The 25798-nt window shown below is 59.4% G+C and carries 27 protein-coding genes; 6 read left to right on the top strand and 21 right to left on the bottom strand.

What is annotated here, in order from left to right; genetic code table 11:
• Positions 1 to 23: 23 nt before the first annotated feature.
• Positions 24 to 995: an outer membrane protein assembly factor BamD gene (locus tag LN244_RS15015; RefSeq protein WP_239040577.1), complete on the top strand. Its 972-nt coding sequence runs from the start codon at positions 24 to 26 to the stop codon at positions 993 to 995.
• A gap of 107 nt (positions 996 to 1102) precedes the next feature.
• Here the strand turns inward: LN244_RS15015 and LN244_RS15020 are convergent, their stop codons facing one another.
• From LN244_RS15020 to murJ, 7 genes are all read right to left on the bottom strand, one after another.
• A complete protein-coding gene (locus LN244_RS15020) occupies positions 1103 to 2731 on the bottom strand; it encodes an NAD+ synthase (protein ID WP_239040578.1) in 1629 nt (542 codons plus the stop codon).
• Positions 2732 to 2747: 16 nt separating this feature from the next.
• Positions 2748 to 3848 carry a glycine oxidase ThiO gene (gene thiO, locus LN244_RS15025; protein WP_239040579.1) on the bottom strand — a complete coding sequence of 367 codons (1101 nt, stop codon included), beginning with the start codon at positions 3846 to 3848 and terminating at the stop codon, positions 2748 to 2750.
• A gap of 484 nt (positions 3849 to 4332) precedes the next feature.
• Positions 4333 to 4767, bottom strand: a complete 435-nt coding sequence (locus tag LN244_RS15030) for an FKBP-type peptidyl-prolyl cis-trans isomerase (protein WP_239040580.1) — start codon at positions 4765 to 4767, stop codon at positions 4333 to 4335.
• Positions 4768 to 4782: 15 nt separating this feature from the next.
• A complete protein-coding gene (gene lspA / locus LN244_RS15035; protein ID WP_239040581.1) occupies positions 4783 to 5289 on the bottom strand; it encodes a signal peptidase II in 507 nt (168 codons plus the stop codon).
• A complete protein-coding gene (gene ileS, locus LN244_RS15040) occupies positions 5289 to 8105 on the bottom strand; it encodes an isoleucine--tRNA ligase (RefSeq protein WP_239040582.1) in 2817 nt (938 codons plus the stop codon). The genes lspA and ileS overlap by 1 nt, the downstream gene beginning before the upstream one ends.
• A 24-nt stretch (positions 8106 to 8129) precedes the next feature.
• Positions 8130 to 9068, bottom strand: a complete 939-nt coding sequence (ribF, locus tag LN244_RS15045) for a bifunctional riboflavin kinase/FAD synthetase (RefSeq protein ID WP_239040583.1) — start codon at positions 9066 to 9068, stop codon at positions 8130 to 8132.
• Between the two features lie 81 nt (positions 9069 to 9149).
• Entirely contained in the window at positions 9150 to 10643 is a 1494-nt protein-coding gene (murJ, locus tag LN244_RS15050) for a murein biosynthesis integral membrane protein MurJ (RefSeq protein ID WP_408904469.1), read from the bottom strand.
• A 249-nt stretch (positions 10644 to 10892) separates the two neighbouring features.
• Between murJ and rpsT the strand changes: the two genes are divergently transcribed.
• Positions 10893 to 11159, top strand: coding sequence for a 30S ribosomal protein S20 (rpsT, locus tag LN244_RS15055; RefSeq protein WP_239040585.1), 267 nt, complete (start codon positions 10893 to 10895; stop codon positions 11157 to 11159).
• A 66-nt stretch (positions 11160 to 11225) separates the two neighbouring features.
• Here rpsT and proB read toward each other — a convergent pair whose 3' ends face one another.
• The 4 genes from proB to rplU form a co-directional block, all read right to left on the bottom strand.
• Complete coding sequence (gene proB / locus LN244_RS15060) at positions 11226 to 12350, bottom strand: glutamate 5-kinase (RefSeq protein ID WP_239040586.1); 1125 nt, start codon at positions 12348 to 12350, stop codon at positions 11226 to 11228.
• Positions 12351 to 12365: 15 nt separating this feature from the next.
• On the bottom strand, positions 12366 to 13565 hold the full coding sequence (gene cgtA / locus LN244_RS15065; RefSeq protein WP_239040587.1) for an Obg family GTPase CgtA: 1200 nt from the start codon (positions 13563 to 13565) through the stop codon (positions 12366 to 12368).
• A 150-nt stretch (positions 13566 to 13715) separates the two neighbouring features.
• Positions 13716 to 13973, bottom strand: a complete 258-nt coding sequence (rpmA, locus tag LN244_RS15070) for a 50S ribosomal protein L27 (RefSeq protein ID WP_239040588.1) — start codon at positions 13971 to 13973, stop codon at positions 13716 to 13718.
• A gap of 23 nt (positions 13974 to 13996) precedes the next feature.
• Positions 13997 to 14308, bottom strand: a complete 312-nt coding sequence (gene rplU, locus LN244_RS15075; RefSeq protein ID WP_239040589.1) for a 50S ribosomal protein L21 — start codon at positions 14306 to 14308, stop codon at positions 13997 to 13999.
• Between the two features lie 276 nt (positions 14309 to 14584).
• On the opposite strand from rplU, the gene LN244_RS15080 reads away from it, so the two are divergent.
• Positions 14585 to 15553 (top strand): polyprenyl synthetase family protein, encoded by a 969-nt coding sequence (locus LN244_RS15080; RefSeq protein WP_239040590.1) that lies wholly within the window; start codon positions 14585 to 14587, stop codon positions 15551 to 15553.
• Between the two features lie 6 nt (positions 15554 to 15559).
• On the opposite strand, the gene tmpT is transcribed toward LN244_RS15080, so the two are convergent.
• A complete protein-coding gene (gene tmpT, locus LN244_RS15085; protein ID WP_239040591.1) occupies positions 15560 to 16177 on the bottom strand; it encodes a thiopurine S-methyltransferase in 618 nt (205 codons plus the stop codon).
• A gap of 122 nt (positions 16178 to 16299) precedes the next feature.
• Between tmpT and fabA the strand changes: the two genes are divergently transcribed.
• Positions 16300 to 16815, top strand: a complete 516-nt coding sequence (fabA, locus tag LN244_RS15090) for a 3-hydroxyacyl-[acyl-carrier-protein] dehydratase FabA (protein WP_239040592.1) — start codon at positions 16300 to 16302, stop codon at positions 16813 to 16815.
• A 74-nt stretch (positions 16816 to 16889) separates the two neighbouring features.
• Positions 16890 to 18107: a beta-ketoacyl-ACP synthase I gene (fabB, locus tag LN244_RS15095; RefSeq protein WP_239040593.1), complete on the top strand. Its 1218-nt coding sequence runs from the start codon at positions 16890 to 16892 to the stop codon at positions 18105 to 18107.
• An 89-nt stretch (positions 18108 to 18196) separates the two neighbouring features.
• On the opposite strand, the gene LN244_RS15100 is transcribed toward fabB, so the two are convergent.
• The 7 genes from LN244_RS15100 to moaA all read right to left on the bottom strand — a co-directional run bounded on the left by LN244_RS15100 (position 18197) and on the right by moaA (position 23637).
• On the bottom strand, positions 18197 to 18952 hold the full coding sequence (locus LN244_RS15100; protein WP_239040594.1) for a lysophospholipid acyltransferase family protein: 756 nt from the start codon (positions 18950 to 18952) through the stop codon (positions 18197 to 18199).
• Position 18953: 1 nt separating this feature from the next.
• Complete coding sequence (gene moaD, locus LN244_RS15105; protein ID WP_239040595.1) at positions 18954 to 19205, bottom strand: molybdopterin converting factor subunit 1; 252 nt, start codon at positions 19203 to 19205, stop codon at positions 18954 to 18956.
• Complete coding sequence (gene moaC / locus LN244_RS15110) at positions 19202 to 19687, bottom strand: cyclic pyranopterin monophosphate synthase MoaC (protein ID WP_239040596.1); 486 nt, start codon at positions 19685 to 19687, stop codon at positions 19202 to 19204. The genes moaD and moaC overlap by 4 nt, the downstream gene beginning before the upstream one ends.
• Positions 19684 to 20805, bottom strand: coding sequence for a 1-acyl-sn-glycerol-3-phosphate acyltransferase (locus LN244_RS15115; protein ID WP_239040597.1), 1122 nt, complete (start codon positions 20803 to 20805; stop codon positions 19684 to 19686). Before LN244_RS15115 ends, moaC begins: the two co-directional genes overlap by 4 nt.
• An 83-nt stretch (positions 20806 to 20888) precedes the next feature.
• Entirely contained in the window at positions 20889 to 22085 is a 1197-nt protein-coding gene (locus LN244_RS15120) for a molybdopterin molybdotransferase MoeA (protein WP_239040598.1), read from the bottom strand.
• The gene (moaB, locus tag LN244_RS15125) at positions 22082 to 22606 is read right to left on the bottom strand and encodes a molybdenum cofactor biosynthesis protein B (RefSeq protein WP_239040599.1); all 525 of its coding nucleotides are present in this window, start codon (positions 22604 to 22606) and stop codon (positions 22082 to 22084) included. The genes LN244_RS15120 and moaB overlap by 4 nt, the downstream gene beginning before the upstream one ends.
• A 35-nt stretch (positions 22607 to 22641) precedes the next feature.
• Positions 22642 to 23637 carry a GTP 3',8-cyclase MoaA gene (gene moaA, locus LN244_RS15130; RefSeq protein WP_239040600.1) on the bottom strand — a complete coding sequence of 332 codons (996 nt, stop codon included), beginning with the start codon at positions 23635 to 23637 and terminating at the stop codon, positions 22642 to 22644.
• A gap of 130 nt (positions 23638 to 23767) precedes the next feature.
• Between moaA and LN244_RS15135 the strand changes: the two genes are divergently transcribed.
• Complete coding sequence (locus tag LN244_RS15135; protein WP_239040601.1) at positions 23768 to 24142, top strand: SirB2 family protein; 375 nt, start codon at positions 23768 to 23770, stop codon at positions 24140 to 24142.
• A 23-nt stretch (positions 24143 to 24165) separates the two neighbouring features.
• Here the strand turns inward: LN244_RS15135 and rfbD are convergent, their stop codons facing one another.
• Together rfbD and ssb are read right to left on the bottom strand one after the other, a co-directional pair.
• Positions 24166 to 25077, bottom strand: a complete 912-nt coding sequence (rfbD, locus tag LN244_RS15140) for a dTDP-4-dehydrorhamnose reductase (protein ID WP_239040602.1) — start codon at positions 25075 to 25077, stop codon at positions 24166 to 24168.
• A gap of 174 nt (positions 25078 to 25251) precedes the next feature.
• Positions 25252 to 25758: a single-stranded DNA-binding protein gene (gene ssb / locus LN244_RS15145; protein WP_408904447.1), complete on the bottom strand. Its 507-nt coding sequence runs from the start codon at positions 25756 to 25758 to the stop codon at positions 25252 to 25254.
• Positions 25759 to 25798: the final 40 nt, after the last annotated feature.

Here is a 25798-nt window from a genome sequence, read left to right on the forward strand (position 1 = left end):
TCCAGTATCAGGAATGATCAAACATGCGACCCTTGAAAGTCTTCGCCACAGTGGTGCTTTTCAGCCTGCTTTCCGCCTGCTCCTGGTTTGGGGGGGAAAAGGAAGTGGCTCCGGATGTTCCCGAACAACAGCTCTACGATGAGGCACTGAGTGCCCTGGAGGCGGACAACTTCGCCCTTGCAATCGAGAAGCTTCAGTTGCTGGAAGCGCGTTACCCGTTCGGACGCTTCTCCGAACAGGCCCAGCTGGAACTGATCTACGCCTATTTCCGCAGCTACGAGCCTGAATCGGCCCGTGCCGCCGCCGACCGCTTCATTCGTCTGCACCCCAGCCATGACAATGTGGACTACGCCTATTACCTGAAGGGCCTGACCGCCTTCGAGCAGGACCGCTCCTTCTTCGAGAAGTATCTGCCGATCGATGTCAGCCAGCGTGACCCGGGTGCCGCACTGGAATCTTTCGAGAGCTTCTCCACCCTGCTCAACCGCTACCCGGAAAGCGAGTACGCGCCGGACGCCCAGAAGCGCATGCAGTACCTGAAAAACCGTCTGGCGGCGCACGAGATTCATGTGGCCGCCTATTACATGAAGCGTGAAGCCTGGGTGGCGGCAGCCAACCGTGGCCGCTACGTGGTCGAGAATCTGCAGGAAACCCCGGCAGTCCCCGATGCACTGGCCATCATGGCCGAAGCCTACACCGAGCTGGGCATGCATGACCTGGCCAAGAACTCGCTGGAAGTGCTGCAGCTGAACTACCCCGAATACGAAATCCGTCCGTTCAAGAAGGCCAGCGCGACTCTGCTGCAGACCGCCACCTTCGGTCTGCTGGGTGGCGTGGAACCGGCAGAACCGGCCCGCCCCATTCCGCCGTCTGACCGCCTGCGTGCCCAGGCCCAGCAGCGTGCCGACGCCGAAGAGGACAAGAACGAACGCTCCCTGTTCAGCCGCATGACCTTCGGCGTCTTCGACGACGAGGAAACAGAAGAAGCCAAGTAAGCGTCCCTCTGACTGCACATACGAAAAAGGCCAGCATCTGCTGGCCTTTTTACGTTGAGCCTGTGGATAACATCACATAGCTACGCAGTGCGCGTGTCAGTGGCCGGTCAGATACCGGCCTTCCAGCCCGAGGTTATCGGGTAACGGCGATCGCGCCCGAAACCGCGCTGGGTGACGCGAGGGCCGACCGGTGCCTGACGGCGCTTGTACTCGTTGATGTCGACCAGACGCAGAACCCGGTTGACGTCGGCCGGTTCGAAGCCTTCGTCGATGATCGCCTGAGCGGAATAGTCGCGCTCGACATAGAGTTCCAGAATCCGGTCCAGCACATCGTAATCCGGCAGGCTGTCCTGATCGGTCTGGTCCGGCGCCAGTTCCGCCGATGGCGGACGGTCGATCACGCGCTGCGGAATCACCGGCGACAGTGAATTGCGGTAACGCGACAGGCGATACACCAGCGTCTTGGGAATATCCTTGAGCACATCGAAACCGCCGGCCATGTCACCGTACAGGGTCGAGTAGCCCACGGCCATCTCGCTCTTGTTACCGGTGGTCAGCACCAGGTAGCCTTTCTTGTTGGAGATCGCCATCAGCAATACCCCGCGGCAGCGCGCCTGCAGGTTTTCTTCGGTGGTATCCGGCGCATAGCCGGACAGCAGCGGCTGCAGCTGCTGCATGAAGCTGTCATACAACGGCTCGATGGAGACGACGTCATACTGAATGCCCAGTGCCCGGGCTTCCGCCTCGGCATCTTCAACACTCATCGACGAGGTCCAGCGGAACGGCATCATCACCGCTTCCACCCGCTCCGGACCCAGCGCATCCACCGCCACGGCCACAGTCAGGGCCGAATCGATACCACCGGAAAGACCCAGTACCACGCCGGGGAAGCCGTTCTTGTTGACGTAGTCACGCACGCCCATGACCAGAGCCTGGTAGACGCTCGCCTCCAGCTCCAGCGCGGGAGCAGACGTCTGCTCCGGTGTCAGCTGGCCGGTCGCCGGGTCAAAGCTCACCGTGTACAGCGCCTCTTCGCAATGCGCACCGCGGAACAGGGTTTCACCTTGTGCCGAAATCAGCAGCGAGTTGCCGTCGAAGATGAGTTCGTCCTGGCCTCCGGCCTGGTTCAGGTAGACCACCGGCACGCCGACCTGCTGCGCCCGCTGGGCCACCACTTCGGCCCGCTGGGTTTCCTTGCCCATGTGGTAAGGCGAGGCATTGAGGCTCAGCAGCAGATCCACACCGGCTTCGGCCAGTTGTTCCGTGGGGCCACTGTGCCAGATGTCTTCACAGATGCTCAGGCCGATGCGTACGCCCTGATGCTCGAACACACCGGGCTGACTGCCGGCAACAAAGTAACGCTGTTCGTCGAACACCTGAAAGTTGGGCAGGCACTGCTTGGCATATTCGCAGATCAGCTCCCCGTCACGGATTACGCCCGCCATGTTGTAGAGCGCGCCCTCGACATAACGGGGGTAACCCAGCACCAGCGTGATACCGCTGACTTCCGCCTTGATACGCTCCAGCGCCTGATCGATACGCAGCTCCAGACTGGGGCGCAGCAACAGATCTTCGGGTGGATAGCCGCTCAGGGCCAGCTCGGGAAAGAGCACGAGATCAGCCTGGTGCTCATCCCGTGCCTTGAGTGCGGTTTCAATAACGCGGCTGGTATTGCCGGGGATATCCCCGACCAGCATGTTCAGCTGGGCCATCAGGACCCGTAAAGGTGTGCTCATCGATCTCCCGCTAATGTCAGCGTGCTTTTAAACGTCCAGCCGGAGAGTATGCATCAGGATCGATCACGGGTGAACGTTCAAGCAGCAGATCGGCCAATAAACGGGTCGATGCCGGCGCCAGCACCAGACCATTGCGGTAATGACCGGTATTCAGGTGCAGCCCTTTCCAGCCGGGCACGGCACCAATGAAGGGTACGCCGTTCGGCGATCCCGGACGCAGTCCGGCCCAGTGGTGTTCGACTTCGTAATCGGCCAGTTCGGGAACGATGCGGGTGGCGGTATCGAACAGCGCCCGGCTGGCATCTTCCGTGGTGGACTTGTCGAAGCCGACATGCTCCAGAGTGCTGCCGACCAGAACCCGGCCATCGCTGCGCGGAATCACGTAGCGTCCATCCAGCATCACCACACGCTCGACCACACCCGGAACGGCCTTGAACACCATCATCTGACCACGCACCGGCTCCACCGGCAGTTCCAGCCCCAGCTGCGCCAACAACTGACCGCTCCAGGCGCCTCCGGCCAGAATGACCTCATCTGCCTTGTGTTCGCCATGGGCGGTTTTCACGCCGTTGACGCGCTCACCGAAGGTGGTAAACCCGATCACCTCACTCTCTTCGCACAGAGTGATGTTGGGGTTCAGCTGCGCACTCTTGCGCAGCGCCTGTCCCAGGCGCGGGTTGCGGATGCTGGCGACTTCGGGCATCCAGATCGCCGATTCGAAACCGGGTGCCAGATGGGGTTCGGTGCGGTAGATAAACTCGGCATCCACCTTGGTCAGCGGACGGTGAAAACGCTTTGCCCACGCCAGTGCATCGGCTTCGTCAGCCACGTTGATCATCAACATGCCTTTCTGGCGCAGCTCAGGGTCGCAGCCGGTTTCGGCCAGCAGCTCCTGCGCCAGATGCACGTAGCTGCTCTGCGACCAGAGCGCCAGTGCCGTGATCTCATCCTGATAACGCCAGGGGTACAGCGGTGACACGATACCACCCCCTGCCCAGGATGCTTCACGCGCACTCTGGCCACGCTCAATCAGTTTTACCTTGGCTCCAGACTGAGCCAGCAGGCGTGCCGTCATCAAACCGATAACACCGGCACCCACAATCAGAAATTCGGACATGAATCGACGCTCCCTCATTACGTCTTGGTAGTCAGTTCCACCCCTTGTGGAACCGATGATGAATCATGATGCCGGGGTCACCCGCTCCGAACGCACCCACCCGATCAGGAAAACAGCCAACGGCTCTTCCTGAACACTCCCGGGCACCTGAATGCAGCATGGCCCTTGGGACCTGCCTGCGCAGTACCATCCGTCTGGTTAACGAGTAAATCTTCGCCCCGATCCCTGAGTATGGTCGCAGCTGGAGGAAAGTTCGCAACGCAAAACACTGTTTCGTCTGCGCTCGTAACGCTGTCCTGACCCAGATCAAAAAAGATCCGTTCTGCACTCGAACCGAGAGGTGAACTGCACATTGGGAGACGGACAGTGAACAACGTGGCAAGAGCCATGGATGGGCGATCCGGACACCACAGACGGGAATCGATCACCCCGCGCAAGAACGCGGCTACCCGGCACAGGAGCCGGGCAACCACGGGTTCAGCACTCAGACCGCTTCGATCGCTTTGATTTCCACTTCGAAAATCAGCGTTTTGCCAGCCAGGGGGTGGTTAAAGTCCACGGTGACCTTGTCATCGTTGAAGTCGGTGATGACGCCCGGCAGTTCACCACCCGGCTCCTGGAAGGACACCACCAGCCCCGGTTCCAGCTCCATGTCCTTGAACTGGCTGCGCGGCATCACCTGAATGTTGCTCGGGTTGTGCATACCAAAGCCACGCTCGGGCGCGATGGTCAGTCGTGCCTGCTCGCCCTCTTTCAGCCCCAGCAAGGCCTGCTCAAAACCTTCGGGGATGTTGCCGTCACCGAAGGTGAACTGTGCCGGCGCGGCGCCAAAGTTGCTGTCGATCACCTGACCATCTTCAAGCTTGATCGCAAAGTGCAGCGTAATGGCCTTACCCGGGCCAATAACGGCGTCTGTCATTCTTGGATTCCTGTTTCAGTCTGTCTCTTTGCCACTGAGGAAGAACATGTCGATCAGTAGCAGGCCGGTGCCCAGCGTGATGGCACAATCGGCGATATTGAATGCCGGGAAGTAGTGGTTGGCCCAGTGCAGCGAAATGAAATCGATCACATGGCCATGAACACTACGATCAAAGAGGTTGCCCAGAGCACCACCGAGTACCAGCGCCAGGCCGATACCCAGGCAACGCTGACTGCGGGGCGTCCGCCACATCCAGTGCAGCAGGAAGCCACTCATGCCCACGGCAATGGCGACAAACAGCCAGCGCTGCCAGCCTCCCGCCGATGCCAGAAAGCTGAATGCCGCCCCCGTGTTGTACAGCAGGGTCAGATCAAACACCGGCAGCAGTGGCACCGGGCTGGCGTAGGTCAGCAGACTGTCAGCCAGATACTTGCTGAACAGATCGACAACCAGCACCAGCAGGGTCAACCAGAGCCAGCGCAGGGCGCTGGCTTCCTTGGTGGGAGTAGCGACGTTCGTCATCAGGCAAATTCGCGCTGCTCGCCCTCGCCTTCCACATTGGTGACACAGCGACCGCAGAGTTCCGGATGTTCACTGTTGCTGCCCACCTCTTCGCGGTGGTGCCAGCAGCGGCCACACTTGGCGTGCGCGGACGCCGCCACGGCGACTTTCAGTCCTTCCACATCGGTCAGGCGGGCATCACCGGCCTCGCTCAGCGGCTTCAGGGTCGCTTCGGAGGTGATCAGCACGAAGCGCAGCTCATCGCCCAGACGAGACAGATCCGCGTGCAGCTCGTCATCCACATACAGGGTCGCTTCGGCGGCCAGGGAGGCCTTCACCAGCTTCTCGTTACGGGCATCTTCCAGGCACTTGTTGACGGCATCTTTTACCGCCATGACACGCTGCCAGAACTCACGACCGAAGGGATCGTCCTCAGCCAGTTCGAACAGGTTTTCGTACCACGTGGTCAGCAGGACAGAGTCCTTGTGCTCGCCCGGCAGGACTTCGTAGATCTCATCAGCGGTGAAGCTGAGGATCGGTGCGATCCAACGCACCAGGGCCTGCGCGATATGGAACAGCGCCGTCTGACAGGAACGACGGGCCAGAGAGTCCGGCTGCGTGGTGTACTGACGATCCTTGATGATATCCAGATAGAAACCGCCCAGTTCCTGCACGCAGAAATGGTGAACCTGCTGGTAGACATCGAGGAAACGGTAGCTGTCATAAGCCGCCACCACTTTCTGCTGCAGGCGAGCAGTCGCATCGACCGCCCAGCGATCCAGTGCCAGCATGTCGGCCGCGTCCACCATGTCGGTAGCCGGGTCGAAGCCGTTCAGGTTGGCCAGCAGGAAGCGTGCGGTGTTACGGATACGACGGTAGCTGTCAGCGGTACGCTGCAGAATCTGTGTGGAAACCGCCATCTCGCCGGAATAGTCGGTTGACGCCACCCACAGACGCAGAATGTCGGCACCCAGGGTGTCGGTCACCTCCTGCGGCGCGATCACGTTGCCGAGCGACTTGGACATCTTGTAGCCCTTTTCGTCGACGGTGAAACCGTGCGTCAGCACCTGCTTGTACGGCGCGCAGCCGTTGATGGCGATGGAGGTTTTCAGTGAGGACTGGAACCAGCCGCGATGCTGGTCGGAACCTTCCAGGTACATATCGGCCGGGAAACGCAGACCGTCACGCTCACGCAACACGGCATGATGGGTCACGCCGGAGTCAAACCAGACATCCAGAGTATCGGTGACCTTGTCGTAGTCGGCCGCTTCGTCACCCAGCAGTTCGGCTGCATCCAGTTCGAACCAGGCATCGATGCCGCCCTGCTCAATCTTCTGCGCGACCTGCTCGATCAGTTCAGCCGTACGCGGATGCAGCTCACCGGTCTGCTTGTGCGTGAACAGGGTGATCGGCACACCCCAGGTCCGCTGACGGGAAACACACCAGTCCGGGCTCTGATCAACCATGGCTTCGATGCGGTTCTGACCCCACTCGGGGAACCACTGCACACCCTTGATGGCATCCACCGCCTGGGATTTGAGTCCCTTGGCTTCCATGGACACGAACCACTGCGGTGTGGCGCGGTAGATCAGCGGCGTCTTGGTACGCCAGCAGTGCGGGTAGCTGTGCTGGAAGCGCTTCATGTGCACCAGCTTGCCTTCTCGCTCCAGTGCTTCACACACCGGGCCATCAGCCTTGTAGACATGCACACCGGCAAACTCGCCGGCCGCATCGGTATAGGTACCGTTGGCCTGCACCAGATTCAGGGTCCCCAGGCCGTACGCCTGCCCCACGGTAAAGTCTTCCATGCCGTGGTCGGGCGCGGTATGAACGGCACCGGTACCGGCATCGGTGGTCACGTGATCACCGAGGATCAGCGGCACCTGCTTGTCATAGATCGGGTGCTTGAGCTGCAGCAGCTCCAGCGCACTGCCGTTGCAGGTAGCCAGTACCTGATACTGCTGCACACCCCAGCGCGCCATGATGTCGTCAACCATATCCGCGGCCAGCACCATGCGATCCACACCCTGCTCGGTGTGCGCTTCCACCAGCGCGTAATCCAGGTTGCCGTTCAGGGATACGGCCTGGTTGGCCGGAATGGTCCAGGGAGTGGTGGTCCAGATCACGACGGACACCGGAGCCTCACCCGCAGCGGTATCGAACAGCGCCAGCACCTTGTCCTGATCCACGAAGGTGAAGCGTACATCGATGGCGGTGGACGTCTTGTCCTGATATTCCACTTCCGCTTCGGCCAGTGCGGACTGACCGACCACACTCCAGTAGACCGGCTTGTAGCCCTTGACCAGATGACCGTTCTCGATGATCTTGCCCAGCGCACGCACGATATTGGCTTCGGTGTCGAAGTTCATCGTCAGATAGGGGTTGTCCCAGTCGCCCAGTACACCCAGACGAATGAAGTCAGCTTTCTGACCGGCAACCTGTTCGGTCGCGTATTCACGGCACTTCTGACGGAATTCGCGATAGGGCACCTTCTCGCCGGCTTTGCCGATGAGGGTTTCGACCTTGTGCTCGATCGGCAGACCGTGACAGTCCCAGCCCGGCACGTAGGGCGCATCGAAGCCGCTCAGTGTCTTGGACTTGATTATCATGTCCTTGATCACCTTGTTCACCGCATGACCGATGTGAATATTGCCGTTGGCGTAGGGAGGGCCGTCGTGCAGGATGAACGGCTCACGGCCCTTGCCCGCTTCGCGCAACTGACGATACAGGTCGATTTCATCCCAGCGCGCCAGACGAGCGGGTTCGCGCTGTGGCAGGTTGCCACGCATCGGGAATGCCGTTTCCGGCAGATTCAGTGTCGCTTTGTAGTCGGTCATAACAGGTCGCTTCCAGAGGTAAGGTCAGTCCCGGCCCGCCTGGGCGAACCAGGCGCGGACATGTTCAATATCGGCTTCTATCTGTGTCTTGAGCGCATCCAGCCCATCAAAGGCGCGCTCCTCGCGGATGAAATGGAGGAATTCGACCCGCATCAGGCGGCCGTAGAGTTCCTCTCCGCAGTAATCCAGCAAATGGACCTCCAGCACCGGCTGGCGGCCGCTTACGGTGGGCCTCATGCCCACGTTGCAGACGCCGGGCAGGCAGCGTCCGTTGAAATGGGCATGCACGGCAAAAACCCCACGCAGGGGACATGCATAACGGTGCATGCGCACATTGGCGGTTGGTACGCCCAGCTGGCGGCCCAGCTTCTGGCCATGCATCACTCGGCCGGTGACGGCATAGCGCCAGCCCAGCAGTTCGGCGGCCAGGTCAAAATCGTTCTGCTGCAGAGCACCCCGGATGCGGGTACTGCTGACACGGTCCCCTTCCAGCTGGAAGGTAGTGGTGCCTTCGACGCTGAAGCCGTGGCGCTCACCGGCGGCACAGAGCATGTCGAAGTCACCACGGCGATCACAGCCGAAGCGGAAGTCATCGCCGACCACGAAATGTTTGACCGCCAGCCCCTGCAGCAGCAGTTCGTCGATAAAGGCTTCCGCCGACATGCTGCGCAGACGGGCATTGAAGGTCAGGCACAGCACCCGATCTACGCCTTCAGCGGCCAACAGGCGCACCTTCTCGTCAAACCGGGTCAGGCGCGGCGGTACACGCTCACCACCGAAGAACTCACGCGGCTGCGGCTCGAAAATGATCGCCACACTGGGCAGCCCCAGCTCAGCAGCCTTGGCCTTGACCTGAGCCAGTACCTTGCGATGCCCCCTGTGGACGCCATCGAAATTGCCGATCGTGGCAACGCAGCCACGGTGTCGGTCTCGCAGATTGTGTAAGCCTCGTATCAGTTCCATGCAGTTGCTGAACCAGCGCCAGAAATATGGACTGCGCAGTATATCGTACTCTGGCCACTGCGAGTACCGCTCAGAAAGTGTTCAACCACGCAAATGGCGCAGACGCAGGCCCGTTGCCAGCAGGGTCAGGAGGTAGACACCGCCCCCTGCCACGACCAGCAGTGCCATCCACTGAACCCGTGTCCATAGCCCTGCCTGCAGCCAGTCGCCCAACTGTTGCTGAATCAGCAGCAACGCGGCCACCAGTGCCAATGAGGCACTGAGCAGGCGGAACAGCATCACGCCCCAGCCCGGCTGCCAGCGGAACACCCCTTCCTTGAGCAGGCCGTGCAGCAGCCAGCCCGCATTGAGGAATGCCGAGAGCGAGGTTGCCAGCGCCAGCCCCGCATGATCAAGCGGCCAGATCAGGATCAGGTTGAACACCATGTTGGCCATCATCGCCTTGACCGCAATTTTCACCGGCGTGCGGGTGTCCTGGCGGGCAAAGTAGCCCGGTGCCAACACCTTGATCAGCATGAAGGCCAACAGACCGAAGGCATAGGCGCGCAGACTCAAGGCCGACATCATGACGTCGCGGTCGGTCATCTCGCCATAGTGGAACAGGGTGGCGATCAGCGGTTCAGCCAGCAGCGCCAGCGCCAGTGCTGCCGGCACGCCGATCAGCAGGATCATGCGGATACCCCAGTCGAGCATCTGCGCAAAGCGCTCAGGATTCTGCGCTGCATGGGTGCGTGACAGACTGGGCAGGATCACCGTGGCGATGGCGATACCGAACACGCCCAGCGGCAGCTCGGACAGACGGTCGGAATAGTACAGCCAGGACACGCTGCCGGTTTGCAGGAAGGACGCCAGCACCGTATCCAGCAGCAGATTGATCTGCGCCACCGACACACCGAACAGCGCCGGCAGCATCAGCTTGAGAATCCGGCGCACCCCTTCGTCACGGAAGCTGGGCTGGGGTACCGGCAGCAGCCGCAGCCGGGCCAGAAACGGCAACTGGAACAGCAACTGTACCGCCCCTGCCATCAGCACCCCCCAGGCCAGCGCCATGATCGGCGTTTCCAGCATGGGGCTGAGCCAGACCGCGGAGCCGATCAGGCAAAGATTGAGCAGCACCGGCGTAAAGGCGGGGATGGCGAAGCGTTCATAACTGTTCAGGATGGCGCCACAAAACGCGGTCAGGGAGATCAGCAGCAGATAGGGAAAGGTGATTCTGAGCATCTCAGAGGCCAGCGCGAACTTCTCGCCGCCGGTCATGTAAAACCCCGGCGCGAACAGTGCCGCCAACAGCGGGGCGCCGATGACGGCCAGCACGGTAACCGCCACCAGCACCGATCCCAGTGCGCCCGCCACCCGATTGACCAGCACCTGCACGGCGGCCAGATCACGCTGAGTGCGATATTCCGACAACACCGGTACAAAGGCCTGTGAAAAAGCCCCTTCAGCAAACAGACGGCGCAAAAAGTTGGGAACCTTGAACGCCACGAAGAAGGCATCGGCACTGCCGCTGGCACCAAAATAGCCCGCGATGACCACATCGCGCACAAGCCCAAGCACCCGCGACAGCAGCGTCATGATGCCGACGATGCCGCTGGAACGCAGCAGCCCTGCGCCCGATTTCTTCGCCTCTTCCGTCACAACCTATCCCTACCACTTGCAAAAATGTGCGCCGATCATAGCTCTGATTAGAAAACAGACAAAGTCCAGCGTCTAAAGCGGGTCATTTGGTTGACATCAATGACCGGTACATGAATAATGTCGCGTCTAATTTTCGGCATTACAGCGCCGTAATCTGATCAACTCAATTATTGAAGGAGCCGGATCGTGGCTAATTCCGCAGGATCCAAAAAACGCGCTCGTCAGGCGGAGAAGCGTCGTCAGCACAACGCTAGCCTGCGCTCCATGGCGCGCACGTACATCAAGAAAGTAATCGCTGCTATCAACAGCGGTGACCAGGCTGCTGCACAGGAAGCATTCAAGGTCGCTCAGCCGATCATGGACAGCTCCGTAAACAAGGGCATCTTCCACAAGAACAAGATCGCCCGCACCAAGAGCCGCCTGACCGCTCGCATCAAGGCAATGGCAGCGTAAGCTACCGCCTGATCAAGCACAAAAAAACCGGCATCAGCCGGTTTTTTTGTGCCTGTCATTCAGGGGTCAGGCCAGCACCAGATTATCCCGGTGCACCAACTCCTCTTCACCCATAAAGCCAAGCAACGCTTCGATATCACGGCTCGGGCGGCCGATAATCCGGCGCGCATCCTCGGCACCGTAGTTGGCAAGACCTCTCGCCACCACACGCCCCATCTCATCCATCATGATGACCATCTCGCCACGGGAGAAATCTCCCGACACGGAACGCACCCCCGCCGGCAACAGACTCTTACCCCGCTCGGTCAATGCCGCGACAGCACCCGCATCCAGCACCAGCGTGCCACGCGCCTGAAGGTGACCAGCAATCCACTGCTTGCGCGCAACCATCGGCTCACGCTCAGGCAGCAACAGGGTACCGACCTGCTCCGCGGCATGCAGTTTCAGCAGCACATCAGGCTCACGCCCACTGGCGATCACCGTAACAGCACCGGAACGTGCCGCCAGCTTGGCTGCCCGCACCTTGGTCGCCATGCCACCACGCCCCAGCTTGCCACCGCCCCCGGCCATGGCTGCCAGGCGCTCATCCTCGGCCATCGCCTCGGAGATCAGTTCGGCATCAGGATTGGAGCGCGGGTCCGCTGTATACAGGCCATTCTGGTCAGTCAGCAGGATCAGGGCATCCGCCTCGACCGCATTGGCCACCAGCGCACCCAGGGTATCGTTATCGCCAAAGCGTATCTCACTGGTGACGACTGTATCGTTTTCATTCACGACAGCGACAACACCCAGCTCGATCAGGGTACGCAGGGTCGAGCGGGCATTCAGGTAACGCTTGCGGTTGGACAGGTCGTCGTGGGTCAGCAGCACCTGAGCCGTATGCATGCCGTGGCGACGAAAATTGGTTTCATAGGCCTGTACCAACCCCATCTGCCCTACAGCCGCAGCCGCCTGCAGACGGTAAATCTCACGCGGTCGTTCGGACCAGCCCAGACGGGTCATCCCTTCCGCCACGGACCCAGACGACACCAGAATCACTTCGACACCGCGCCGCGTCAGCTCGACCAACTGATCGACCCAACCGGCAATGGCGATCTGATCCAGCCCCTGACCATCATTGGTCAGCAGCGCACTACCAATTTTGACCACCCAGCGCCCCGGCTGGGCCAAGCCTTTACGTCCCGCTGTCACCTTGTTCTTACTCCGTCAGCGAACATACTCCACTTCGACATCGTAATCGTCATCATCGAAGTCATCATCATCCAGGTCATCTTCTGCCTCACGACGCGCACGCATTTCAGCACGCAGGCGACGCAGATTCTCACGCGCTTCCTCATCGATCAGCGCACGCGTACGACGCTCTTCTTCCAACAGCTCAGGCTCTTCCGCGATCGCCTCGGCACGACGATCCAGGTATTCCTGCAGGTCATGCACCAGCGGCGTCAGACCCGTCTTGTTCAGCGCTGAAACACGATACACCGGCCCTTCCCATTCCAGCGCATCAATCACCGCCTGACAGGCCGCATCCTGCTCGTCTTCCGGCAGCATATCCAGCTTGTTCAGCACCAGCCAGCGCGGCTGTTGTGCCAGTGTCGCACTGAATTTCTTCAGCTCGCGCACCGCCGTGACGGCTGCTTCTGCCGGTGTGGTTTCATCCCAGGGCGCCATATCCACCAGATGCAAGAGCACACGGTTACGAGCCAGGTGCTTGAGGAAGCGAATCCCCAGCCCCGCGCCTTCAGCCGCACCCTCGATGATGCCCGGAATATCCGCCACGACGAAGCTGCGATGCGCTTCGGTGCGCACCACACCCAGGTTCGGCACCAGCGTGGTGAACGGATAGTCGGCCACCTTGGGCTTGGCCGCCGAGATGGAACGGATCAACGTGGACTTGCCGGCATTCGGCAGACCCAGCAGCCCCACGTCTGCCAACACTTTCAGCTCCAGGCGCAGGTTACGCAACTCACCTTCGCTGCCCTTAGTAGTCTGGCGCGGAGTGCGGTTGACACTGCTCTTGAAACGGGTGTTACCCAGACCATGCCAACCACCCTGGGCGATCTTTTCGCGCTGACCAACATGCGTCAGATCCGCCAGCACCTCATTGGTGTCTACGTCCACGACCGTAGTGCCCACCGGCACCTTCAGCACCAGATCTTCACCCTTGGCGCCGGTACAGTTGCGACTGGCACCACCCTGACCATTCTGGGCGTCGTAGCGACGGGTGAAGCGGTAGTCAATCAGCGTATTGAGGGACTCATCGGCTTCAACGAAGATGGAACCGCCATCACCGCCATCACCACCATCCGGACCCCCTTTGGGAATGAACTTTTCGCGCCGGAAGCTCAGACAGCCGTTACCACCCTTGCCAGCTTGCACCGTAATGGTCGCCTCATCGACAAATTTCATCGTTACCTCCAACTCTTGTCATTCCGGGGGTACCCTTCAGCATACACCCTCGACCGGATACCCGGCAGCCAGCGACTGTCCGACACCCGGATTTACAACGAAAAAAGCTCCGCCTGGGCGGAGCTTTTTAACGCGGTCATCACTCACTGCTTAGGCAGGAACGACGCTCACGTATTTGCGGTTTTTCGGACCCTTGGTCTCGAACTTCACAACGCCATCAGCGGTTGCGAACAGAGTGTGGTCCTTGCCCAGGCCAACATTGGTGCCAGCGTGGAACTTGGTGCCGCGCTGACGAATCAGGATGTTGCCTGCTGCAACAGCCTGGCCGCCGAAGCGCTTGACGCCGAGGCGTTTCGATTCTGAGTCGCGTCCGTTACGCGTTGAACCACCAGCCTTCTTATGAGCCATTCTTCAATCTCCTATTCGGTTTCTCAGGCACTGATGCCAGTGATCTTGACTTCAGTGAACCACTGACGGTGACCCTGACGCTTCATGTGGTGCTTGCGGCGACGGAACTTGATGATGGTCACTTTATCGCCACGGCCGTGAGAAACGACTTCAGCAGCCACTTTGGCACCATCTACAACCGGCGCACCAACTTTGATGTCATCGCCATTGCCGACCAGCAGGACGCGGTCGAATTCGATGCTGGAACCTGCTTCAGCAGCCAGTTTTTCCAGCTTCAGTGTCTGTCCTTCCTGCACACGGTACTGCTTACCGCCGCTTACGATTACTGCAAACATGCTTTTCTCCAAGGTTAACCTGCCCGGCTACTGGATACGAAACCTACTTCTAATGGCCGGGATCCTGAGGATCTCTGGCACCCTATGGTAGGGAGCGTCGGTGGACAGGTTTAAGGCGCGGTATTTTACTGCATTTCCCGACTTTACCGCAAGCATTTTCACGGTTTTCTGCCCTTTTCCGACCCTGTACGGCACCGCCAAAGCCCCCGACTTGACACTCTCGGGACCGCCGCCTAGCATGCGGCGGGTGTTCAGTCCATATACAGAACCCCGTCCATGCAGCCACACCAGCTAAATCCGGCGATTGAGCCGCAGTTTGATGCCGTTACCGACTATATTCTTAACCACCTGGGCTCCAATGTCCCGCTGGTGGAAAAGATCGGCCACTACATCGTTTCCGGCGGCGGCAAGCGCCTGCGCCCTCTGCTGGTACTGCTGAGTGCCAATGCCTGTGGCTATAAAGGCGAACAGCACATCCCGCTTGCGGCCGTAATCGAATTTATCCACACGGCCACTCTGCTGCATGACGATGTCGTCGACAACTCCGAGCTTCGCCGTGGAAATGCTACCGCCAATGCCAAGTGGGGCAATGCGCCCAGCGTTCTGGTCGGCGATTTCCTCTATTCCCGTTCCTTCCAGTTGATGGTCGAGATCGGTCGCATGGAAATCATGCAGGTGATTTCCAACGCGACGACAGTGATTGCCGAAGGCGAAGTACTGCAGCTGCTGAATCAGCGCAACCCGGATACCACCGAAGAATCCTATATGCAGGTCATCCTCGGCAAGACCGCGATGCTGTTCGAGGCGGCAACAGAAGTTGGAGCAATTCTGGCCGACGCGCCCGCCGACCACCGCGAAGCGCTGCGTCTTTACGGCCGCCATCTGGGCATCGCCTTCCAGATCGTGGATGATCTGATGGATTACCTATCTGACAGCGCGACCATGGGCAAGAATGTTGGTGACGACCTGGCAGAAGGCAAGGCTACGCTGCCTTTGATTTATGCCATGCGCGTCGGCGACGACGAAGAGCGCAAGCTCATCCGTCATGCCATCCGCGAGGGTGGCCTGAACGATCTGCAACCGGTGATGGATATCGTCCAGCGCACCGGAGCCATCGACTACACTCGCCAGCAAGCCCAGGCCGAGCTGGACAAAGCCGCCCGAGCACTGGATACCCTGCCGGCCAGCTCTTTCCGTGACACGCTGATCACGTTGACCGAGCAGGCACTTGGCCGCACCAGCTGACCCGAGTCACTGACGCGTGAGGTGGTACACCACTTCACGCCGCTCATTTTCCACCTCCGCCTGATCCAGACGCACGACGGTAAAACCGGGCTCGAACAGCTGCCGGACTTCAGCCTCAGTGACGGAGAAAGGGGGGCCTTCGCCACCGGGAAACTCCAGGGTCACCAGCAACATTTCAACCCCTGACGACAGCTGCCTGCGCAGATGGGCAGCGTAGCTGCGCCGCATGGGTGGTGGCAGCGCGATCAATGCCGCGCGGTCATACACGGCGGCCACTTCACCCCAATGCTCAGCACCCAGCTCGAGGAAATCGGCACACCAGAGCGTGATGCCGTCGCGCTCTCGTGTATGCCCTTCCGGAACCGCCACAGGCGTTACCTGGGTACCGTGCTCGACAAAGAAGTCGCGACAGGCTAGATCACTGAGCTCGACTCCAACCACCGGATGCCCCTGCTCACGCAGCCAAAGCATATCGCTCGACTTTCCACACAGGGGCACCAACACCCGAGCGTCCCCGGAAACGCCCAGACGGGACCAGTATTGCCGCAGCCAAAGGTTGATATCGGCCTGGTGGAAACCGATACGCCCCTCCTGCCAGCGGGCATGCCAGAATGCATGTTCCATCCTTACACCCCTCATTAGCCCTATGGATGAGCAAATTACATGACACAGCTCGTGCCTGAAAGGCCGCAAACCGGTATAATCGCCGAAATATTGATGAAATGCCTCTGGAAATACGGTTTCTTATGACACGACCTTCCTCATTTGAACGCGAAGAGCTGCTGAAGTGCGGCTACGGCGAAATGTTCGGCCCTGGCAATGCGCAGCTTCCGGTCGGCAACATGCTGATGCTGGATCGCATCATCAACATCAACACCGAAGGTGGTCAGTACGGCAAGGGCGAGATCATTGCCGAACTGGATATCCACCCCGACCTCTGGTTCTTCGAGTGCCACTTCCCCGGCGATCCGGTGATGCCCGGCTGTCTGGGTCTGGACGCCATGTGGCAGCTGGTCGGATTTTTCCTGGGCTGGCGTGGCAATGAAGGCCGCGGCCGTGCGCTGGGTTCCGGTGAGGTCAAGTTCACCGGCCAGGTACTGCCTACTGCCAGCAAGGTGACCTACCACATCGAGCTCAAGCGTGTCATCGAACGCAAGCTGGTGATGGGCATTGCAGATGGCACCGTCGCCGTTGATGGTCGTGTGATCTACACTGCCAAGGACCTGCGCGTTGGCCTGTTCAAACAGACCGACAGCTTCTGAGCCTGAACTTCAGGCTCGTTGATCTGCCTATAATAAGACTGCACATTGTTGATTGATTTGAAGAGAGGCTACACATGCGACGCGTCGTAGTGACCGGTATGGGAATCGTATCCTGCCTGGGTAACGACCTGGAAACAGTTCTGGACTCACTGAAGCAGGGCCGCTCCGGTATCAAGTTTCAGCCGGAATACAAAGAACTCGGCTTCCGCAGCCAGGTGGCCGGCAGCATCGATATCGACCTGGATGCCCTGATCGACCGCAAACTGCGTCGTTTCATGGGTAATGCATCCGCCTACGCCTACCTGGCGATGAAGCAGGCGATCGAAGATTCAGGTCTGAGCGAAGACCAGGTGTCCAACGTACGTACTGGCCTGATCGCCGGTTCCGGTGGTGCTTCCTCTGCGGATATCGTCGAGACCGCTGATATCCTGCGCGAAAAGGGCGTGCGTCGTGTAGGCCCCTACCGCGTAACCCGTACCATGGGCTCTACCGTGTCAGCCTGTCTGGCAACCCCGTTCAAGATCAAGGGCGTGAACTACTCCATCACCTCCGCTTGCGCGACCAGTGCGCACTGCATCGGTAACGCCATGGAGCAGATCCAGCTGGGCAAGCAGGATGTCATCTTTGCCGGTGGCGGTGAAGAACTGCACTGGTCCCTGAGCGTCATGTTCGATGCCATGGGTGCACTGTCCAGCAAGTACAATGACACTCCGGAAAAAGCCTCCCGCGCCTACGATGCCAACCGTGACGGCTTCGTCATTGCTGGCGGTGCCGGCATGCTGGTACTGGAAGAACTGGAGCACGCCAAGGCACGTGGCGCCAAGATCTACGCCGAACTGGTGGGCTACGGCGCCACTTCAGACGGCTACGACATGGTGGCTCCGTCCGGTGAAGGCGCGGTTCGCTGCATGCAGCAGGCAATGTCTACCGTTGACGGCAAGATTGACTACATCAACTCCCACGGCACCTCCACTCCGGCCGGTGACATTCAGGAGCTGAAAGCGATGAAGCAGACCTTTGGCGACGATATGCCGCCGGTCAGCTCCACCAAGTCTCTGACTGGCCACTCGCTGGGTGCGACTGGCGTTCAGGAAGCGATCTACTCGATCCTGATGCAGCAGAACAACTTCATCTGCGCCTCTGCCAACATCGAAGAGCTGGATCCGGAAGCCGAAGGCATGCCGGTCGTCACCGAGCGCAAGGACAACGTCGATCTCAAGCGCGTCATGTCCAACAGCTTCGGCTTTGGTGGCACCAACTCCACACTGGTGTTCGAGAAGTACGAGGGCTAAGCGATATCCCGCCCAAGGTGGCTCTGCAAGTCAGCAGCCACCCATAAAAAAACCGCTCATGGAGCGGTTTTTTTATGCCTGCAAAAGAGTCAGTCCAGACTCCCCTGGGCACGCATGGTGCTTTCCAGCCAAACCGTCGCAACCTCATGGACTTCCTCCACGCTCTTGCCACGGGTATCGATCGCCGGTCCAACAGCCACTTCCACGGTTCCCGGGTACTTGATGAAGGATTTACCGGGCCAGAACAGCCCCGCATTGTGGGCCACAGGTATCATAGGCACTTCGCTGCTGACCGCCAGCATGGCGCCGCCCTTGTTCCATTTACCCAGTTCACCGGTGGGTACCCGCGTCCCCTGAGGAAAGATCAACAGCGGAATGCCATCTGCCAGACGCGCCTTGCCCTGCTCCAGCAACTGCTTAAGCGCGCCTCGGCGCTTGCTACGGTCCAGAGCGATCGGCTTGAGCAGCGCCAGCGCCCAGCCAAACAAGGGGATGCGTAACAGTTCCTGCTTGAGGACTACCGCTTGAGGACGGATCAGCAACTGAAAATAGAGCGTTTCCCACTCGCTTTGATGATTGGCGATGACCACATAGCTGCCAGCTGAGGGCAAGTGCTCGCGCCCTGTCACCTTAACCTTGACGCCGCAGCAAATTCTCAGCCAGGCGATATAGAAATAGTTGATCAGGGTCAGAAACTTGAAGCGAGCCCGAAACGGCAGCAAAGGCCCCACGATCAGGCAGATGATGGAGAACACCATGGTCACCGGGTAGAAGCCGGCGTAATACAAAAGTGAACGCAGAAACAGCAGTGGTGTTGCCTTGGACTCAGTCTGGGAGGTTGTCACCTCAGCCTCCTGTTACCGGTGGGAAAAACGCCACCTCGTCGTTATCGGATAGAGTGGCATCCAAAGCTGCCACTTCCTGATTGATCGCGCAGATGAGATCGGGGGCTGAAAGCACCTGATGCCAGGTTTCCCCCCTCAGCTGCACCAGCCGCTCAATCAGCTCGGCCAGAGTGGTCACACCGTCAGGCAAAGCCATCTCCTCTTCATCACAACCCAGCTGCTCACGGATTCGGGCGAAATAAACCAGTTTCATGGCTGTTCCTCCCGGTGCCAGTCTCCGCTCTTGCCGCCGGTCTTCTCGACCAGCTCGATGCCGCCGATACGCATCCCCTTGTCCACCGCCTTGCACATGTCATAGAGCGTCAGTGCAGCAATGCTGACAGCGGTCAGGGCCTCCATCTCAACACCGGTCTGACCACTGAGCCGACAGCGCGCCTCGATACTGACGCGGTTGTGCTCGGGCTCGGGATTCAATTCAACCTTGACCGAGCTGAGCATCAGCGGATGGCACAATGGAATCAGGTCAGGCGTTTTCTTGGCGGCCTGAATACCGGCAATGCGCGCGACTGCCAGCACGTCCCCCTTGGGATGGCCACCTTCGAGAATCAGCTTCAGGGTTTCCGGCTGCATTTCGACCCAGCCACACGCCAGCGCTTCGCGCACCGTCACCGCCTTATCGCTGACGTCGACCATACGGGCCTGACCGCGGGCGTCCAGATGGGTCAACTTGCTCATGAATGCTCCTGTTCAGCCTGCCGCTGATTGATGACGGGATTGGCGTACATCTGCTGCAGGAAAGGTCGAGCTTCAGCGTCGACACTGGCCAGGCGCGCTTCGAACGCCTGCCGTTGCTCGGCATCGACCTCTTCCCCTGCCGCCGCCAGATTGGTCGGGTGCAGCCGGTAGTTGAGGTGAATCTGACGATCAATCTCGGCCGCCAACTGTTCGGGCGATTCGAATTCGCCGCTCAACGGGGTTCCAAAGGCAACATGCACAGCCCCCTTGTCGCCAGTAATGCCCCGCACGATGCTGTTGATATCTTCGAACTCCGACTTCTGGTAACTGCCATGCAGCGCCACGGCCGCCAGCTCCTGCGCCTTGAGAGCATCACAGGGATCCAGTTCATAGGAGATGGACACCGGCACAATATTCAGTCGCTCCACCATTTCACTCAGGGAGCGTTGCTTGCGGTGAGACATGTAGAACATCTTCATCAACGCCGGATCCGTCCGGTCATTGCCATCCTTGGCCCGCCCTTCGCGTTGCGCAATCCAGACCGAGTGCCCCCCGCAGACGCTGTGATCAATATAGGCCGAGAGCTGAGTCAGTGCCGTCATCATTTCACGCCCCTTGGCAGAGCGGTTGACGATGAAGCTCTTGTTCAGCCGCATAAGATCGGAGACATATGGCTTGCGCAACAGGTTGTCACCAATGGCAATACGCACAGTGGACATGCCGCCCTGATAACGCACCCAGTTCACGAAAGCGGGATCCATGGCGATATCACGGTGATTGGACACAAACAGATAGGCCTCGTTCGAGTCCAGTCGCTCCAGCCCTGAACAGCTCACCCGGGTGGTCGTGCGGGCGATCATCTTCTGCATGTAGCTGGCCACCATCATCTGGAAGCCCTGTACATCCTCGATATCACCTACACGGGCTGCCACGGCAATGCGCACCAGCGGTCGCAGCAACCAGCCCAGCGGCCCTGAAGCATTTGGAAACTGGTAACGCGTCAGGGCCGAAATGCATTCATCATCCCGCACCAGACGCTGCAGGACGGCTTCGACTTCGTTATCTCGATAGGGGCGGATCTCCTGAAAGGGATCTTGTACCTGGCGTTGTGCATTCATTCGCGGCTATCAGCCTCTAGCTGCTGAAAAGCACACATTTTACCCTGTTGAGGCGCGCTTTTGCATACCGGCGGCATGCGCCGTCAGCCTGACAGCACACTGAAAGGCAGAAACGCCAATGGCTGCCCCGGCTCAACACAACTGTCTGCCGGCACCCTGACCAGCCCTTCTGCCTTAAGGCTGTTGCTCAATACCCCTGAACTCTGGTTGCCTTGAGGTACCAGGCGGCCCTCTTCTACCCGCACGCGCAAGAATTCGTCACGACCAATGGGCCTTTGACGACTGAATCCGGCGGGCAGCGTCCAACCGGACAAAGGCTTGTACCGCAGCCCCTGAAGCCGCCTCAAAGCCGGCAATGCGAGCAGGTAAAAAGTCACCAGGCTCGAGGCCGGATTACCCGGCAGCCCAATAAACGGCGTCCCCGCAACATGACCTGCGGCAAAGGGTTTGCCCGGTTTGAGCTTGATGCGCCATATCTGCAGCGCACCCAAGGCCTCTACCTGATTGCGCACATGATCCTCTTCGCCTACGGAGACCCCACCACTGGAAAGGATCAGGTCACTGTCGGCGGCTGCCTTGCGCAATACATCTGCCGTGGCTTCTGCCGTATCGACTGCGTGCCAGGTGCTGATCGAAACCACACCGGCCTGCTGCAAAAGCCCGGTGATCAGAAAACGATTGGCATCGTAGATTTGCCCCGGCGCCAGCGGCTGACCTGGCTGCACCAGCTCATCGCCAGTGGACAATAGAGCCACCCGAGGGCGTCGATAAACCCTGACCCGTTCGATGCCTGCCGATGCCAGTACCCCCATCGCCTGTGCCGAAAGCAGCTCACCTGCCGCCAGCAACGCCTCACCGGCCTGAATATCCTGCCCACGGGGACGGATATTCTGCAAAGGACGCACACCGGCCGTAAAGCGCACTCCAGTGCCCTCCTCGACCGACTCCTCCTGCATGATCACCGCATTGGCTCCTGCGGGAATGGGCGCACCGGTGAAGATCCGTGCTGCCGTACCCGGCTCCAATGGCACGGGAGCCGAGCCGGCCGGAACGCGCTGGGAGACCGGCAGGACCGACACCGCCTGAAGATCCTCCACCCTGACAGCGTAACCATCCATGCTGCTGTTGGCCTCTGGCGGCACGTCCACATCGGCCACAACCGGCTCGGCCAGAACACGTCCCCAGGCATCCTTCAGATACAACTCTTCGACTTCTGAAGGCGATGGCATCAGCTCAAGCAGTTGATGAAGCGCTTCCTCGACCGGGATCAACGGACTCATGCACGAGCCTCCCGAGCCGCCTGCAACAGGCCGACGAAGTTACAGGGCTTGAACCGGCTATCCAGCTGCTCAGCCAACAGCTGATCCCAGCCTGTGGCACAGGCCCCGGTAGACCCCGGCAGGCAGGCAATCAGAGTACCATTGGCCAGTCCAGCCAAGGCACGTGACTGAATGGTGGAGGTGCCAATTTCACCCTGGGAGATGCTCCGAAACAGTTCACCGAATCCCTCTACCTGCTTGTCCAGCAAAGGCGTCACCGCTTCGGGAGTAGAATCACGCAGAGCAAATCCCGTCCCCCCTGTGGTGATCACCACCTGAACACCGGCATCCGCAATCCAGGCTGAGAGCCGTGCACGGATCTGGTAGATGTCATCTGCCACTATCCCCCGATCGGCCAAACGGTGACCGGCCTGCTGCAGGCGTGCTACCAACAGATCGCCGGAGCGGTCGGTTTCGGGAGTACGGGTATCGGAGATGGTCAGGACCGCTATATCCAGCGGTTGCAGTCTGTTGTCGTTCACCGGCTTTCCTCATCGGTTATCGGATCAACAGGGGCTCAGCCCCCGGTCATGTTCATGAAACGCAAAATCTGGGGTTCTTCATCCAGAGTGAAATGATGGCGCTCAGGCTTGATCTGCATCGCATCGACTATCGCCTGGCGCAACTGTTCCGCATCACAGCCCGGCTGGCGCAGTAGTGCTCGCAGATCGACGGAATGTTCGTTACCGAGACACAGCAGTAAACGCCCCTCCGCCGTTACCCGCACACGGTTACAGTCGCCACAGAAGTTATGGCTGTGCGGCGAGATAAAGCCAATACGGCTGTCGCTGTCTGGCATGCGGAAATAACGGGAGGGCCCACCTGTGCGTTCGGCAGTTGGAATCAGGGTATAGTGTTCGGCCAGTCTGGCCTGGAGACTGTCACTGGAACAGAAGGCTTCAGACCGATCATGCTCACTGATGCGCCCCAGCGGCATCTCCTCAATGAAACTGATATCAAGCCCCCGAGACCGTACATACTCGACCAGTGCCGGTACTTCATCCTCGTTGCGCCCATGCAACACGACGGTGTTCAGCTTGATACGGGTGAAGCCCGCATCGCAGGCGGCATCGATCCCGGCCAGCACCTGGTCCAGTCGGCCGTTACGGGTCAGATTGCGAAAACGCTCGGGATCCAGACTATCAAGGCTGATGTTCAGCCGACTGACGCCCGCCTGGCGCAGCGGCTGAGCAAAACGCTGCAACTGGGAACCGTTGGTGGTCAGGACCAGCTCAACCGGCAATTCTCCCAAGCGCTCGATCAGCCAGAGCACATTGCGTCTGACCAGTGGTTCGCCACCCGTCAGCCGAATCTTGCGTACGCCCAGCTCCGTAAATGCCTGCGCCAGCGCCAGCATCTCCTCCAATGACAGAACCTGCTCACGAGGAAGGAACTGCATCTGCTCACTCATGCAGTAGACACAGCGGAAGTCGCAGCGATCCGTCACTGACAGTCGCAGGTAGTGGATCTGCCGCCCGAAGCGATCAATTAGGGCTGTATCATTCTGACTCATGATTCAAAAGACCCTGGCCGCCGGTTATAGTTCTGTTCACGGATCGGCTGCTACACGCCGTGCCTGCGTCTCAGTATATGCACAAAACCCAATTATTGGTTACGGGGATAGACTCACCTTGAATACATACATGATTCTGAAGCACAGCCACCTGACAATGGTGGGCCTGAGCATCGCGCTCTTTCTGCTGCGCGCCTTTCTGCTCTACACCTGGCCTCGAGCACTCAATACCCGTTGGCTGAAGGTTGTACCGCATGTTATTGACACCTTGCTATTGCTCAGCGCGATCGGCCTGATGCTGGTCATTGAACAGTATCCCTTGACCCATCATTGGCTGACAGCCAAGGTGCTGGGTCTGGTCGCCTATATCGGCTTTGGTACGGTAGCGCTGAAACGGGGACGGAATCTCAAGACGCGCAGCCTCGCATTGATCGCGGCCTTGCTGAGTCTTGGCTATATTCTGGGGGTTGCCATGACCCATTCGGCAACACTGGGGATGGTGTGATCGGCCAGAGAAACGCGGCGAGCCTAGAGTTCGCCGTATATTTCCCTGATGACACGCTGCAACTCACTGCGCCAGGGGCGTTGGCGTATGCCGAAGGTAGAAAGCAGCTTGCGGCATTTGAGCACCGACGAAGCCGGACGCTGGGCCAGCGCCTGCAGATTGGATGAGGCCACCGGCTGCAGCCGTTCGACTTTCAGCTCTTCGTATTGGCGTGCCGCCGCGAGAATAGCCTCACTGAAACCATAACGCGTGGTGATTTCGGCACCGCAATAGTGATAGGTCCCCCAGACATCGATACCGCAGGTCAGCTGACGCAGTATGGCCAGGAGTACACGCGCAACATCTTCCGCCGATGTGGGGCAGCCACGGCGATCATCTGCCGCCTCGATAAGGCTGTCGTGGCGCGCCTGCTCCAATGTCCGCAGAAGAAAGTTCTCGCCACGGGCACTGAACACCCAGCTGATTCTCAGAATCAGATGCTGAGGCTGAGCCGCCCTGATCGCTTCTTCACCCAGCCATTTGCTACGACCAAAAACGCCCAGGGGAGAAGCTTCATCCTCTTCACCATAACCACTGGCATAGTGCCCATCGAATACGTAATCGGATGACAGATGAAGCAAAGGGATGCTCAGTGCAGCCGTTGCCAGCGCGAGATTGTGCGCCCCGTCACGATTAATCGACAATGCCTGATCCTGCTGGCGTTCAGCCGCATCAACACGATTGAAGCCGGCACAGTTGATCACATAATCCGGCAGATGTTTCTCCAGCTGTTTGCGGACAGCTGCGGGGTCAGTGATATCCAGCTGACGTCGACCCAGCGCAACAGGCTCAACGCCCGAAGCTTGCTCCAGCAGTTCGGTCAGTGCGTGACCTACCTGGCCCGCCGCCCCGACGATGAGAACCTTGGCTGAGGTTGTATAAGCGCTCGCTGGCATACTGGAAATTTTGACCTTAACGACTGAAAAAGGTGACTTTTACGCTGTTGCGGTAAACCCGAGCATACCCCAAAGCATGGCACCGGCACACCTGTCATTGACGAAAAAATTCACCCATAAAAGTCAAAAGCCCCGCAACGAAGGCGGGGCTTTCAGGCGCAGAAGCAGTGTAGCTTAGAACGGGATATCGTCGTCAAAATCATCAAAGCCAGGCGCCGGCTGCTGGGGAGCCTGCTGCTGCGGCTGCTGCGGCGCCTGTTGACGTCGAGGGGCCTGCTGCTGCGGCTGACCGTATCCCATCGGATCAGGCTGTGACTGGTAGCCGCCGGCGTCACCTGCGCCACCACGACCGTCGAGCATCTGCATTTCACTGGCAACGATTTCGGTGGTGTAACGATCCTGACCATCCTGACCCTGCCATTTGCGAGTACGCAAAGAGCCTTCTACATAGACCTTGGATCCCTTGCGCAGGTATTCACCCGCGATTTCGGCCAGACGGTTAAAGAACACCACCCGGTGCCACTCGGTCCTTTCCTGCATCTGACCGGTCTGCTTGTCTTTCCAGCTCTCGCTGGTTGCCAGTGTTACATTGGTAACGGCATTGCCGGACGGCATGTAGCGCACCTCAGGATCGCCTCCCAGGTTGCCGACCAGAATCACCTTATTGATGCCACGCGCCATCAGTTGTCTCCCGTTGTTCGATTGAATCTTGCTGCAGCGT

Origin of the sequence: Marinobacterium sediminicola, from assembly GCF_022343685.1 — a bacterium.
Lineage (GTDB): Bacteria > Pseudomonadota > Gammaproteobacteria > Pseudomonadales > Balneatricaceae > Marinobacterium > Marinobacterium sediminicola.

Bases quoted from the DNA above. Each gene is read 5' to 3' on its own strand.
- thiO (WP_239040579.1), bottom strand. From the start codon at position 3,848: ATGTCCGAATTTCTGATTGTGGGTGCCGGTGTTATCGGTTTGATGACG.
- moaC (WP_239040596.1), bottom strand. From the start codon at position 19,687: ATGAGCAAGTTGACCCATCTGGACGCCCGCGGTCAGGCCCGTATGGTC.
- tmpT (WP_239040591.1), bottom strand. From the start codon at position 16,177: ATGGAACATGCATTCTGGCATGCCCGCTGGCAGGAGGGGCGTATCGGT.
- moaD (WP_239040595.1), bottom strand. From the start codon at position 19,205: ATGAAACTGGTTTATTTCGCCCGAATCCGTGAGCAGCTGGGTTGTGAT.
- LN244_RS15020 (WP_239040578.1), bottom strand. From the start codon at position 2,731: ATGAGCACACCTTTACGGGTCCTGATGGCCCAGCTGAACATGCTGGTC.
- rfbD (WP_239040602.1), bottom strand. From the start codon at position 25,077: ATGCCAGCGAGCGCTTATACAACCTCAGCCAAGGTTCTCATCGTCGGG.
- LN244_RS15030 (WP_239040580.1), bottom strand. From the start codon at position 4,767: ATGACAGACGCCGTTATTGGCCCGGGTAAGGCCATTACGCTGCACTTT.
- fabA (WP_239040592.1), top strand. From the start codon at position 16,300: ATGACACGACCTTCCTCATTTGAACGCGAAGAGCTGCTGAAGTGCGGC.
- fabB (WP_239040593.1), top strand. From the start codon at position 16,890: ATGCGACGCGTCGTAGTGACCGGTATGGGAATCGTATCCTGCCTGGGT.
- LN244_RS15135 (WP_239040601.1), top strand. From the start codon at position 23,768: ATGATTCTGAAGCACAGCCACCTGACAATGGTGGGCCTGAGCATCGCG.
- moaA (WP_239040600.1), bottom strand. From the start codon at position 23,637: ATGAGTCAGAATGATACAGCCCTAATTGATCGCTTCGGGCGGCAGATC.
- ribF (WP_239040583.1), bottom strand. From the start codon at position 9,068: ATGGAACTGATACGAGGCTTACACAATCTGCGAGACCGACACCGTGGC.
- LN244_RS15015 (WP_239040577.1), top strand. From the start codon at position 24: ATGCGACCCTTGAAAGTCTTCGCCACAGTGGTGCTTTTCAGCCTGCTT.
- rpmA (WP_239040588.1), bottom strand. From the start codon at position 13,973: ATGGCTCATAAGAAGGCTGGTGGTTCAACGCGTAACGGACGCGACTCA.
- cgtA (WP_239040587.1), bottom strand. From the start codon at position 13,565: ATGAAATTTGTCGATGAGGCGACCATTACGGTGCAAGCTGGCAAGGGT.
- LN244_RS15120 (WP_239040598.1), bottom strand. From the start codon at position 22,085: ATGAGTCCGTTGATCCCGGTCGAGGAAGCGCTTCATCAACTGCTTGAG.
- lspA (WP_239040581.1), bottom strand. From the start codon at position 5,289: ATGACGAACGTCGCTACTCCCACCAAGGAAGCCAGCGCCCTGCGCTGG.
- LN244_RS15080 (WP_239040590.1), top strand. From the start codon at position 14,585: ATGCAGCCACACCAGCTAAATCCGGCGATTGAGCCGCAGTTTGATGCC.
- rplU (WP_239040589.1), bottom strand. From the start codon at position 14,308: ATGTTTGCAGTAATCGTAAGCGGCGGTAAGCAGTACCGTGTGCAGGAA.
- LN244_RS15115 (WP_239040597.1), bottom strand. From the start codon at position 20,805: ATGAATGCACAACGCCAGGTACAAGATCCCTTTCAGGAGATCCGCCCC.
- ssb (WP_408904447.1), bottom strand. From the start codon at position 25,758: ATGGCGCGTGGCATCAATAAGGTGATTCTGGTCGGCAACCTGGGAGGC.
- murJ (WP_408904469.1), bottom strand. From the start codon at position 10,643: ATGACGCTGCTGTCGCGGGTGCTTGGGCTTGTGCGCGATGTGGTCATC.
- ileS (WP_239040582.1), bottom strand. From the start codon at position 8,105: ATGACCGACTACAAAGCGACACTGAATCTGCCGGAAACGGCATTCCCG.